The organism is Hymenobacter tibetensis, assembly GCF_022827545.1.
Lineage (GTDB): Bacteria > Bacteroidota > Bacteroidia > Cytophagales > Hymenobacteraceae > Hymenobacter > Hymenobacter tibetensis.
Genome location: NZ_CP094669.1, coordinates 1,034,881 through 1,046,632 on the forward strand (window position 1 = coordinate 1,034,881; position 11,752 = coordinate 1,046,632).

Here is an 11,752-nt window from a genome sequence, read left to right on the forward strand (position 1 = left end):
GGAGGTTTGCGTAGAAATCAGCGCTATGAAAACTCTCCTCGATACCCCCACGCGGCTGCACGAACTGCACTGCGCCGCCTGTCACACTGCCTACTCGGCTTTTACCATGCAGCGCGTTTCGGAATGCTGTGGGCAACCTCTGCTGGCTTCCTACCACTTAACTGAGCCCTTGCCGCGCACTGCGGGCATAAACACCGCCGAAAACTCGATGTGGCGTTACCGCTCCCTGCTGCCGCTTTTCGACGATGCGCACAAAGTAAGCCTCGGCGAAGGCTGGACCCCACTTCTGGAAATGCAACGCCTCGGTGCCCGCTATAGCCTGCACGATTTGCGCCTCAAAGACGAAGGACAAAACCCCACAGGTTCCTTCAAGGCCCGCGGCCTGAGCATGGCTGTTTCCAAAGCCAAGGAGCTAGGTGCCACTGGCTGCATCATCCCAACGGCCGGCAACGCCGGGGTAGCCATGGCAGCCTACTGCGCCCGCGCTGGCTTACGGGCCGTGGTGGTGATGCCCCGCCACACCCCCAAGGCCTTCAAAGAGGAATGCTACTGGTACGGTGCCGAAGTACACCTCGTCGATGGCCTCATCAACGACTGCGCCGCCCGCGTCCGGGAACTGAACGCCAACGGGGAATTGCTCGATGTATCGACGCTGAAAGAACCCTATCGGCTCGAAGGCAAGAAAACCATGGGCTACGAGCTAGCCGAACAACTCGACTGGCAACTGCCCGACGTACTGCTTTACCCCGCTGGCGGTGGCACCGGCCTCATCGGCATCTGGAAAGCCTTCCGCGAAATGCAAACCCTCGGTTGGCTCCCCGCCGATGCTAAACTACCGCGCATGGTAGCCGTGCAGGCCGCCAACTGCTGCCCCCTGGTGGAAACTCGCGCCGGTCATCAGCCCAACTGCCACGAGTATGTCGGCCAGCCCACCATTGCCAATGGCCTCGCCGTGCCCCGCCCCCTCGGTGAGCAACTGATGCTGCAAGTGCTAGACGAATCGAAAGGAACTGCCATCAGCATCACCGACGAGCAGATGCTGGAAGGCATGCGGGAACTAGCACAGCTAGAAGGCCTGTTTGTAGCTCCCGAGGGTGGAGCCGTTTGGATGGCAGCCCGCCAGTTGCTTGAAACCGGCTGGCTGAAACCCGAAGAGCAGATACTACTCTTGAACACCGGCTCCGGCCAGAAGTACATGGACAACGTGGAAGGCCGGTATAAAGAATAGCACGGAATAGCTTGGCTGGACAACTATCCAAGCAAGCACAGTAGTGCAGAAAGCCTTTGTTGAGTTGTGTCATCATTGAACTGATGGCATAATTCGGCAAAGGCTTTCTGCACTACTGTGCTTAACGAATACAGAACTCTCTAGTGGTTACACTTTATCGATATGGTATGCGTTTCGAGGGAGGTTGGACTGATAAGTAAGGTAAATTTCAGTTTAGGGGATAAAAATTAGGGGTGTATGCTAGTGATTAGATAGTGTTTGCCTATTTTGGCCATAGAAAATAAGGCGTACCTCAACTTTTGGCTATGAATTCTGTGTCCAAGCGAACAAACAACCTAAGTCTGTACTCCCTGATATTATTGGTTGTCCTAACCTTGGTTTCGGCTTTTGTCGACGTGGCACATCCTGCGGCAGCGCCGGGTTCCATCAATGCCGCCGACGTGGCTTGGATGCTTACGGCTACCGCCTTCGTTCTGATTATGACGCCCGGGTTGTCGTTTTTCTACGGCGGAATGGTTCGACCCAAAAACGTCATCAGCACCATGCTCCAAAGCTTCGTGGCTTTGGGCGTCATATCCATTGTCTTCTACTTCGTGGGTTTCTCGCTGTGCTACGGCGATTCTTGGCGCGGCATCATCGGCAACCCGTTCACCTTTGTTATGCTGCGCAACGTGGGCACCGCACCGCATCCGCTGTTGTCGCCTACCATTCCGTTCATCCTCTTCTTCGCATTTCAGCTGAAGTTTGCCATCATCACCCCGGCCCTGATTACGGGCTCGTTTGCCGAGCGGGTGCGCTTCAAAGGCTACTTGGTCTTTATGGTGTTGTTCTGCTTATTCATCTACTGCCCGCTGGCCCACTGGACCTGGCATCCGGAAGGTTTCCTGCGCAAGTGGGGCGTGCTTGATTTTGCGGGCGGTACAGTGGTGCATATTTCCGCGGGTATTGCCGCTTTGGCGGGCGCTACCGTGCTGGGCCGTCGGGCCACGCACCTCACCAACACGGTATTTTCAACCCCCAACGTGCCGTACGTACTCTTGGGCACGGGCTTGCTGTGGTTTGGTTGGTTTGGTTTCAACGCGGGTTCTGCCCTCGGAGCCAACGAGCTAGCGGTAACGGCTTTCGTAAATACGAACCTAGCTTCGGCGGCGGCTCTGGTAGCCTGGATGCTGGCCGATGTAGTGCGCGGCGGTAAGCCGAGCGCCATGGGCGCTTGCATCGGAGCGGTGGTTGGATTGGTGGCCATTACGCCCGCCGCTGGCTACGTAACCTACGGTCAGAGCTTACTGATTGGGGTGGTGGCTGCTCTAATCAGCAACGTAGCGGTGCACTGGCAGAACAGCCGCACCACTATCGACGATACGCTGGACGTGTTTCCGTGCCACGGGCTGGGCGGCATTGTGGGCATGCTCCTCACCGGAGTGTTTGCCGACAAAGTGGGTCTCATTCATGGCACCGCCACCGTGTTCGGCTACCACGTGCTGGGCCTTGTGATTGTCGTAGCGTACTCGTTTGTGGGCTCCTGGATCCTGCTTAAGCTAACCGACCGGTTCTTCGGCCTGCGAGTGAAGCTGCAGGAAGAAGCGTTGGGCCTCGACCTGAGCCAGCACGAGGAATCAACGTACCATGTAGATGAAGACTTTGAGCGCACCTACCGCAAAGAAGTTGCGAAGGAGAGCGTGTAGTACACTTGACTGGTGGCACCCTGTTGCAAACAGATGCCTAAAAGCAAGTGAGTAGGGGGGAGAGAAAAAGCCGTCGGAGGGGGGATCTGACGGCTTTTTCATGTCTAATTCAACAGGAATTTGTGAGAGCGAGCTGTCCTGCGCGCTACCGGCTGTCAGCTCAGCGCCGTGCCCCAAATAAAGACTAACCAGATAATAAACAGCAGACCCATAACGCCTTTGTATAGCTCCCCATCGGGCTGTGCTACGCTCAATACGGTTCCGGCTACTCCTAGCACCAGCAAGGCCACTGCGGCTGCTATCGCCCATTGCCGCTGCCGCCCAGCCACACCGGGCCGCAACGCTACCATGAGGGGAAACAGCGCGGCCAATAGCGCTCCGCCAAGCACAGCCGACCACGCAACGGGCACCAAGGCAGCCCCAACAAGCAGGATAATGGCCGTTGCCACAACGCCCATAAACACTAAGGCCTGTCGGCGCTGGGCTTCAGACAGGGCGTGGCGGCCGTAGGAGTTGAGTTGTAGCAAACCGTTGAAAATAGGATCGGCAAACCAACTCATGAATACCAATGGCAAGTAGAGGGGCAGCAACAACGGCACAAAACGCACCAACACGTAGATGCCAAAGAACATCAAGCGGCGCGTGCCGTCGCCCAGGCTTTGGGTCCAGACGCTGAAACGTAGGAAGGTGCGGTACACCCAATAACGAGCCTTCAACGCTTCTACCAGCCCCTCGCGGGCATATTCAGAAGTTGGCCGCAGGCGCAGGGCGTCGCGGAAGTGGCTGAGTGCCAGTTTGTGCTGGCCGGCCTCCAATGCTACCCAACCCGCGTCGGCGTGGGTGCCGGCATCGTCGGGGTCGTGGCGGAGGGCTTGTTGCAGGGAGTCGGCGGCATCGGTGGCGCGGCCAAGGCGAGCTAGGCAGCGCGCCCGCAAGCTCAGGCAGTCAACGTGTTCGGCATCGTAGTAAAGGCCCGCTTCGGCGGCCCGCAGCGCGCCTTCCCACTGGGCCCGCTGAAACCGAATCTGACCCAGCATATGGTGGTAGGTAGGATCGGTGGGGTCGAGGGCGAGGGCTTGCTCAATGGCTTTTTGCGCTTCCGGCAAGCGTTGCTGCCGCTGATGGGCTAGGCCAAGCAGGTAGTGCGCAAAGTCGTATTCCGGCGCTAGCCCGATGGCCGTTTCAATTTCCTGCTGCCCCTGCACGGGTTGGTTGAGGTCGAGGAGAGCCATACCTAGCCAGGCGTGTGCTAGCGGGTTGTCAGGGTCTTCCTGCAATGCGCGGCGCAATTCCTGCTCGGCTTGCGCGGCCCGCCCTTGGCGCAGCAGCAGCAAGATTCGGTCGGGCCAAGTAGGTTGTTCCATATAAAAACGACGTGTCAGGTAGAGATAGAAAGTGTTGACTTAGCAGCTGGAAAGGCCACAGGCATAAGGAGTGTGCTATGCAATGCGTAATGGCTTACAAGTAGAAGACCAGCCAAACACATAAAGACATTGCGCTAACTCCAGCCAGTACTGCTACCAATAATTTCCAGCCTGCTACAGCTGAGAAAGGGTAGCAGCGTATTAGTCGAACGTCAGGGTGGCGTCGCCACTGCACTGCTATATAGATGCGCAAAGCCAGGATCGGTAGGCACAGATAAGCAATCAGCACGGCCAATACCAAAAGCAGGGGCCACGCCCATACCTGATGCCAGCCGTTACGATATTTCAACCCATCCAGCCAAGCATCGCAGCGGCGCCATTGCCGATGCAGTTGTAAGCTAGCTTTAGTTGTTCGCTCAATGCCTTTGCGGGCTGTAACATTAGCTGGGTCCAGTTGCCAGGCTTCCAGAAAAAAGGTTCTGGCGGCAGCAATATCTGTTTGACTGATTGCTTTGTGCCCACGCTGAAGTAAAATCAGGAGGAGAAGTCTTTGGCAACGGGAATTTGTTGGTTCAAGGCGGATAGCCTCCCGAACATGCATTTCCCCTATCGGAAATTCATCTTGGTCGTATGCTTCTTCTGCTAACAGGCGATGCGTAACCGCTGCGTTAGGATGCCAGCGTGCCACTTCCTTGATGGTAGCAGCAGCAGCTGTTGATTTATTTAATTGCCTGAACGCCTGTACTCGCTGATACAGACATTCCAAATGGCCTGGGTTGATAAACAAGCCTGACTTAGCTGCCTGTAGCGCCTCTTCTGGTTGCTGCAGGCTATTCAAAATCACCGCCTTGTATCCAAAATACTGGGCGCTGTGGCTATGAAGGCGCAAAGCCTCATTTATAGCCTGCAAGGCTTCATGAGTCTGCGAATTACGTAGTCGAGCTATACTGTGAAAGTAATGAGCATCACTACTCTCAGGATTAAGCGCAATAGCTTGATGAACAACTTCTAAAGCTTCATGTAGGCGCCCTGGTTGATTCAGTAGCGTCAGTGCTAGCTGCTCATATACTTCAGCATCTTGCGGATGCGTTGCTAAGCGCCGACGTACCAATTGCTCTGCCTGCGCCGGACGACGTACAGCCAGCAATTGCCGCACCGCTTCCTGCCACCGGTTGGTGCGGATAGTCTCCATATTCATACAACGTGCTGGCTACGCCGACGGCTTCTTGATACCCAAGTACACCAAGATGCCGTCGTACACGCCGCCCTCGTTGGAGTATAGCGCGTAGTTCTTGGCCGTCGCAAACCACTCGCGGGTGCTGGCGCGCACTTTGCCGGCGGCATCGGTTAGGGTGGCGTGCTCCAGCGGCAGGGGCTTGCCAGCCTTCATTGATTCGCGCAGGCGGTTTTCTACGGCCACATCCACCACGGCTTGCAGGTCGGCGCCAGAGTAGCCGGCCGTTTGGGTTGCTAGCTTGCGCAGGTTCACGGAAGGCCCCACTGGTTTGCCGCGCAGCAGCACTTCCAACACCGCGGCGCGGGCGGCCTCGTCGGGCGGGGTGACCAGCAGAATCCGGTCGAAGCGGCCGGGGCGGCGGAAGGCGGAGTCGAGGTGCCAGGGGGCATTGGTGGCCGCCAAGACCAGTACGCCGTCGTTGGAGGAAGTGGCGCCGTCTAGCTCGGCCAGAAACTGGTTGATAACCGTGCGTCCGGCACTCTGGCGCAGGTCGTGGCGGTTGGCCGCTAGGGCGTCTACTTCATCGAAAAACAGGACGCAGGGCGCTTGCAAACGAGCTTGCTCGAACAGTTGGTGCAGGTTTCGCTCACTGCTGCCCAGCCACATATCCAAAATATCGTTGATGCCGACGTGGATAAACGAGGCTTGCACTTCGCCGGCCGTGGCCCGAGCCAAGTAGGTTTTGCCGCAGCCAGGCGGGCCATAGAGCAGCAACCCGCCCCCGGTGGATTTGCCGTAGGCTTTGTAGAGGTCGGGAAATTGCAGCGGATGAATGATCTTCAAACGAATTTCTTCTTTGAGGGCTTCCATACCGCCCACATCCGAGAAATTGATTTTCGGCTTTTCCAGGCCACCAAACAGGGCCTGCTCATCCGTGACGGGCGGGCCGGCAAATGGGGCGGCTATGGGTGGGCCACCCTGTGCGGGTTGAGCGGGTGCCCGTTCGCGCAGTTTGCTGTTTAGCTCGGTATCCTCTAGCGTAGGGTTGTGCTGCAGAGCGGTTTCGTAGGCTTCGCGGGCCGCTACCAGCTGGTTGGTGCTGGCTAGAAGGTGGGCATGCAGCAAATGCGCCCGGGCGTGGTCCGGATAGGAAGCCAGTAGTTCTTCCACCACCACAAACGCCGCCGACGTCTTGTTTAGGCCAGCGTAGGTTTTGGCTAAACCCAGCTGCAAGTCTGCATCGATAGGGGTGTGGCGCAACCCAGTGCGGTATAAGTCTTCTGCCTCAGCCAGCCGGCCGGCCTCGAAGAGCAAGGTGCCCACATGTTTGCGCAGAGGTAGATTATCGGGTGAAAAAGCCAATGCATCCAGCAAAGGTTGAATAGCAGACGGATCGGGTGGTATAGCCATTAAGTGCTTGCTGATGAGCAGATGTAACGTAATAAACAGTGAAAGCCGGGGCTTCGAACACAATGGTGTCAAAGTTGAGGATTTCAAGGATAACGAACGCCAGCCACCCCGTACTATTTTACGCCTTACGCTTGCGTGCGTGCCCGGTTGTATAGTACCACGCTTGCCGGGAGGCTAGGGCATTATTGCACACTATATCGGTTTGGTGAGCTACAGGCTGCTGTTGCAGAAGCCCTCAGCCCATCTTGCTAAGGAAGAAAGAAACCAGGAAGCCGAGCACCGTAATCAGGCCCGTGAAATTGTGTGCTTCCTCGAAGGCTTCCGGTATCATGGTGTCGGCTATCATGGCCAGCACCGCGCCGGCCGACACGGCCATGGTAGCTGCTATTACTTCGTTGGAGAAGCCGCTAAACAACGTGTAGCCTATCAAGGAGGCCACGCCCGATATCAGCGCAATACCGGCCCAGAGCAGCAGCACATAGCGCGCCGAGTGACCGGCCTTTTTCATGCCCGCTGCACTCGACAAGCCTTCAGGCAGGTTGGAAAGAAAGATAGCTACCACCGCTACCATGCTCACCTTGCCACCGGCTAGCATGCTTAAGCCAATGACAATACTTTCCGGAATGCCATCAAGCAGCGCGCCAATGGCCAGCGCCATGCCGTTGTCGGCCTCGGCACCGTCCTTGGCGTTGTTTTGCTGCACAGAAGACCGTTCCTGCGCTTGCTCTTGGCCGGAGCGTTTGCGGTGCTTGGCGCCAGAACGGGCCAGCAGCCAGTTGGCAAGCGTGTACACGGCCGCGCCTCCAACGAAGCCCGCCGCCGTGGAATTAAGCCCACCCTTCTCGTAGGCTTCTTCCATAAGCTCCAGTGAGAGGGTGGAAATCAAGACGCCGCTGCCAAACGCCATAATAGCGGCAATTAGCCGTTGGGGAACCTGCGCAAAATACCCAAGGGCCGCGCCCACCAACAGGGCCGACCCCGAAACGAGTCCCCAAAAACCAGCTAATACCCAAGTAGGAAATGTCATGTGCAAAATGGAAAGCTGCGCGCCACAGAGGAGCTGAACGCCGGCGAGTTATACGCAGCCCGGTGCGCAGGTTGTCGGTTCCTGCGGCATAGCGCTACAACGAACCAAAGTTTGTAGGTGGCACCGAGGAGCATACGGGATGATAGCTAGCCCGGCGGTTGGTAGTAAACTTCTTCAAGGCTCCACCTGGAATTGCGCCAATACGCGGTGCAGCGTGGCCTCATCCACCGCCTCGAGGGCTACCTTCTTGAACGGGGCCGTGTGGCCGGAAACCAACGTGACGTTGGATTTGCTGACGCCAAACACCTGCGCGAGGTATGCCAGCAAACAGGCATTGGCTTTGCCATCTTGAGCGGCGGCATGCAGGCGTACCGTCACGCTGCCATCAGGGCTTACCTGCAACTGGTTGGCGCGAGCGTTGGGCTTGGCTTTGAGGTGAAGAAAAACAGGCACAGGAACAATACAAACAGCCGACGCAGGGCATCTGGTGCGCTACATCGGCTGCTCGGGCTGGAGGTAAGGAGTTGTATACTAGAAAAGCCGGTTAGGCGGGGTCGTTGTAGGCATCGTACACGTTCCAGGCCCAGATCAGGAAGGGTACTATCAGCGTCCAGGCCAGTAGGAAACCTACCACGCCACCTAACGCCCAAATCAGGAAGGCTTTCAGAATCTGGCCTTTCACTAACTGCCCCAGACCAGGAATGAAGAAGGATATTAAAGCGGGTACGCCATAGGTCTGTTTCATAACGAGTAGGGCTTGCGGGTGAAAAAAGGAGAGGGTGGCAAATAACAAAAAGTCCAGCACCTACACTTGATACGGTGGCCTTTGTCTTATCGATACAAGCTGGTATCTGCTACGGCTCACCAGTGCGCCACGCGTAGCTGCGGCATCAGATCTGCTTTGCTGCTCACTTCACCCGTTCCTGGCCAAAGGGGCACTGGTCCAACACGACGCACCGGCCACAGGCGGGGGTGTGAAAGTAGCAGCACTTCTGGCCGTGGTACATAAAGGCCTCGTGGTGGTCATAAACCTGCTGCGCGTCCCAGCCAGGTGGCAGCAAGGCTTCCAGCAGCGCGTGAGCTGCCCCCTCACCCACCTTGGGCCCTATCAACCCAAGGCGTTGCGCCACGCGGTGGTGGTGGCTATCCACGGGCATGGCCGGAATGCGCAGCTTGCTGAAAAGCAGCACGGCCGCGCTGGTTTTAGGCCCCACCCCCGAAATAGATTCCAACCAGGCTCGCGCTTCCTTTACCGACTTATCGGCCAGAAACGCTAGGTCGCAGGGGCCACCGCACCGCTCGCTGATTTCACGCAGAACCGCCTGAATGCGCGGCGCTTTCTGCTCGGGCCAGGTACACGGGCTGATGGCTTCCTGCACTTCTTCGGTAGGAGCATCGCGCACCAATTCCCAAGTAGGAAAGCGGGCCACCAATTGCTGGTAGGCCCTATGTGAATCCTGGTTGCGGGTACGGTGCGAAAGCAACGCACTAACCAACTCGCTCAGCGGATCTTTGGTGCTGAAAAACGGGAATGGCGCCTGGTATTCCGCGCACAAACGAGCATGCACTAACAGCGCCTTTTCCTGGCGGCTGTCGAAGGTAGTATCGGGAGTTTTGGTAGATGGCACACCCGTAGCTACGGGATTGGTGGTGGCTGGTTGTTGCTGATTAGCCGAAGCATTATGGTTTTGACACTCAGCAAGCAACAGTCCGACCTCGATAATCAACAACAATCAACCAGCCACCACCCAACTACTCGTCGCGCCAGATGGCAACTACTGGTTCTTCTTCGCCTACCCGGTAAGCCCGGCGCATCACGTTGCAGTTGCATTCCAGCGCCACGTTGCCTTGCGGGTCGATGGCAATGATGCCTTTGTCGCCTTGCAGGTCTTCATCGCGCAGGCTGATGGCAGCGCGGCAAGCCTCGTCTATGGGTAGGCCTTTGTACTTCACTAGGGCGTATACCTCGTGCGCTAGTGCTCCGCGCAGTATCACTTCTCCGTCGCCGGTGCAGGAAGCGGCGCAGGCATCGTTGCTGGCATAGCTGCCGCCGCCTATAACCGGGCTGTCGCCAACGCGGCCCTTGAGTTGGCCTTCAATACCGCCCGTGCTGGTCGCTACGGCCAGGTTGCCGTGTTGGTCTAGGGCTACTGCGCCTACTGTGTCTTTTTGCTGGGGCTCGGCCTGCTCTTGCTGCACCAACTCCAGCCATTCTTTGCGCGTTTTTTCAACTTCGAAGTACTCGGGGGCAGCAAGGTCTAGGCCTTGCCGCAGCGCGAATTCCAGAGCGCCTTCGCCGGCCAGATACACATGCTGGCTGTTGTCGAGCACGGCACGCGCTAGTTGGATGGGGTTCTTGACATACTGAACACTGTTCACAGCGCCGGCTTTGAGGTTGCGGCCATCCATGATGCTGGCATCCATCTGCACCTCGCCTTGCAGGTTGAGGCTGCTGCCCCGGCCAGCGTTGAAGTGCTCGTTGTTTTCAAGGCTCATAACGGCTGCCTGTACGGCGTCGAGGGCGGTGCCGCCTTGGTGGAGCACTTCCCACCCAGTTTGTAGGGCGTGGCGTAGTCCTTCCCGCAGGTGTGCTTCCTCTTCCGGCCCTAGCTGGCCGGGCTTCATGGTCACGGCGCCGCCGTGTATCACAATGGCGTATGTAGGCATATATTCAGTGTTTGCTTTCGTCGAAATCAACCGCGCTCTACTATGCGTTTTCTAGCAGACTTGTCGAGGTTGCTGAGGTTATCAACCAGACAGCCTCAGTCCTCGCGCCACAATGGTGGGCAAGAACTGAGGCTGTGGAAAATTGGTAAGCGGTTCTGTGCGCAGAAACCCGCTAATCTATTGTTCTACTTACAAGAACAGAGCTGTAGAAGCCGCCACGAAATTACGGGCGATGCTTTTCACTGAAGCTGGATCCAATGGTTCGTCGAAGGCTTCGGAAGCCGACGCTGCTCCTATGCCCGCTGTGTTGGCGGTTATGTCCACACCTGCCTGCGTAGTATTGCTTTCAGCAGGATAGAAAATAGCTGTAGCAGCACCAGTTGCTGGATTGCCGGCCGCATATACCGGTGCCGTTGATGGATTGGTAGTAGGGGAGGGACCTCCGCCATCGTTGCCAGAAATCCAGCTCTTAGGCCGTCCGGTTTTGCCGCTCAGGTTGTTCAAGTCGGCGGCTACGGTGGTGGCTGCTTGGCCGCTCTGGCCAGCCGACAGGCCGCGGCGCACAGTGCGCACGTGCGACGAGTGACGAGCTTCTACAGAGTGAATGTTAAGAGCCGCTTCCAATAGGTCTTTATTCTGCTTCAAAACAGGAGCACCCCCTTTGTAAGCACGAACCCCTGTATCTACGAACGCCTGCGACGAGCCTAAGAATAGTGCGTAGTCGTTGACCAACGCTGGGGCAAACGGCCCGAGGCCAGTACCACGGCCACCGCTGTAGTCAAAGGCAGCGCGGGTGGGGTCTGGAATGATGTTGGTGAATCCTGGAACTCCACGCAGCACCTTGATGTGGCCGGATTCATCGTTGCGGATGGTTACGAAAGCCGGGCGGTCGGCGTCTGGAATCAGACCCGCGGCCTTCAAGCCACTGTCATAGAAGTAATATTCCAGGTACTCGAGGCTCAAAGCCAGATTCAAGACATCCTGAACAGGCGTAGGAAGCGCGGTAGCGGTGCCTTGACCATAAGCCCGCTGAAAAATACCGCTAACTAAGCCAGGCAGAACCGCCGCTGTAACGGCTTTACCAGCTAAGCCAAAGTGTTTGAACACGCGACGACGCGTGTCGATACGACCGTATATCTCAGGGTCAACCTGCTCGATTTCGGAGATTAGTTTAAATAGATCCATGATAGGAAA

At 57.1% G+C, this 11,752-nt stretch carries 11 protein-coding genes; 2 read left to right on the forward strand and 9 right to left on the reverse strand.

Annotation, left to right across the window (positions count from 1 at the left end):
• Positions 1 to 25: 25 nt before the first annotated feature.
• Together MTX78_RS04260 and MTX78_RS04265 are read left to right on the forward strand one after the other, a co-directional pair.
• Entirely contained in the window at positions 26 to 1,228 is a 1,203-nt protein-coding gene (locus MTX78_RS04260) for a threonine synthase (RefSeq protein ID WP_243800209.1), read from the forward strand.
• A 314-nt stretch (positions 1,229 to 1,542) separates the two neighbouring features.
• Positions 1,543 to 2,913 (forward strand): ammonium transporter, encoded by a 1,371-nt coding sequence (locus MTX78_RS04265; protein ID WP_243800210.1) that lies wholly within the window; start codon positions 1,543 to 1,545, stop codon positions 2,911 to 2,913.
• A gap of 155 nt (positions 2,914 to 3,068) precedes the next feature.
• Here the strand turns inward: MTX78_RS04265 and MTX78_RS04270 are convergent, their stop codons facing one another.
• The 9 genes from MTX78_RS04270 to MTX78_RS04310 form a co-directional block, all read right to left on the reverse strand.
• Positions 3,069 to 4,277 (reverse strand): tetratricopeptide repeat protein, encoded by a 1,209-nt coding sequence (locus tag MTX78_RS04270; protein WP_243800212.1) that lies wholly within the window; start codon positions 4,275 to 4,277, stop codon positions 3,069 to 3,071.
• A 94-nt stretch (positions 4,278 to 4,371) separates the two neighbouring features.
• Positions 4,372 to 5,469 (reverse strand): tetratricopeptide repeat protein, encoded by a 1,098-nt coding sequence (locus tag MTX78_RS04275; RefSeq protein WP_243800214.1) that lies wholly within the window; start codon positions 5,467 to 5,469, stop codon positions 4,372 to 4,374.
• 18 nt (positions 5,470 to 5,487) lie between these two features.
• Positions 5,488 to 6,864 carry an ATP-binding protein gene (locus tag MTX78_RS04280; protein ID WP_243800215.1) on the reverse strand — a complete coding sequence of 459 codons (1,377 nt, stop codon included), beginning with the start codon at positions 6,862 to 6,864 and terminating at the stop codon, positions 5,488 to 5,490.
• 235 nt (positions 6,865 to 7,099) lie between these two features.
• Positions 7,100 to 7,891 (reverse strand): ZIP family metal transporter, encoded by a 792-nt coding sequence (locus tag MTX78_RS04285; protein WP_243800217.1) that lies wholly within the window; start codon positions 7,889 to 7,891, stop codon positions 7,100 to 7,102.
• A gap of 174 nt (positions 7,892 to 8,065) precedes the next feature.
• Positions 8,066 to 8,344, reverse strand: a complete 279-nt coding sequence (locus MTX78_RS04290; protein WP_243800219.1) for a DUF167 domain-containing protein — start codon at positions 8,342 to 8,344, stop codon at positions 8,066 to 8,068.
• Positions 8,345 to 8,435: 91 nt separating this feature from the next.
• Positions 8,436 to 8,636 carry a hypothetical protein gene (locus MTX78_RS04295; protein WP_243800221.1) on the reverse strand — a complete coding sequence of 67 codons (201 nt, stop codon included), beginning with the start codon at positions 8,634 to 8,636 and terminating at the stop codon, positions 8,436 to 8,438.
• A gap of 163 nt (positions 8,637 to 8,799) precedes the next feature.
• Complete coding sequence (locus MTX78_RS04300; RefSeq protein WP_243800222.1) at positions 8,800 to 9,519, reverse strand: endonuclease III domain-containing protein; 720 nt, start codon at positions 9,517 to 9,519, stop codon at positions 8,800 to 8,802.
• Between the two features lie 124 nt (positions 9,520 to 9,643).
• The gene (locus MTX78_RS04305; protein ID WP_243800224.1) at positions 9,644 to 10,558 is read right to left on the reverse strand and encodes an isoaspartyl peptidase/L-asparaginase family protein; all 915 of its coding nucleotides are present in this window, start codon (positions 10,556 to 10,558) and stop codon (positions 9,644 to 9,646) included.
• Positions 10,559 to 10,747: 189 nt separating this feature from the next.
• Entirely contained in the window at positions 10,748 to 11,743 is a 996-nt protein-coding gene (locus tag MTX78_RS04310; RefSeq protein WP_243800226.1) for a ferritin-like domain-containing protein, read from the reverse strand.
• Positions 11,744 to 11,752 lie beyond the last annotated feature (9 nt).

Coding starts and splice junctions, on each gene's coding strand:
- MTX78_RS04270 (WP_243800212.1), bottom strand. CDS start 4,277: ATGGAACAACCTACTTGGCCCGACCGAATCTTGCTGCTGCTGCGCCAA.
- MTX78_RS04280 (WP_243800215.1), bottom strand. CDS start 6,864: ATGGCTATACCACCCGATCCGTCTGCTATTCAACCTTTGCTGGATGCA.
- MTX78_RS04295 (WP_243800221.1), bottom strand. CDS start 8,636: ATGAAACAGACCTATGGCGTACCCGCTTTAATATCCTTCTTCATTCCT.
- MTX78_RS04285 (WP_243800217.1), bottom strand. CDS start 7,891: ATGACATTTCCTACTTGGGTATTAGCTGGTTTTTGGGGACTCGTTTCG.
- MTX78_RS04260 (WP_243800209.1), top strand. CDS start 26: ATGAAAACTCTCCTCGATACCCCCACGCGGCTGCACGAACTGCACTGC.
- MTX78_RS04310 (WP_243800226.1), bottom strand. CDS start 11,743: ATGGATCTATTTAAACTAATCTCCGAAATCGAGCAGGTTGACCCTGAG.
- MTX78_RS04305 (WP_243800224.1), bottom strand. CDS start 10,558: ATGCCTACATACGCCATTGTGATACACGGCGGCGCCGTGACCATGAAG.
- MTX78_RS04275 (WP_243800214.1), bottom strand. CDS start 5,469: ATGGAGACTATCCGCACCAACCGGTGGCAGGAAGCGGTGCGGCAATTG.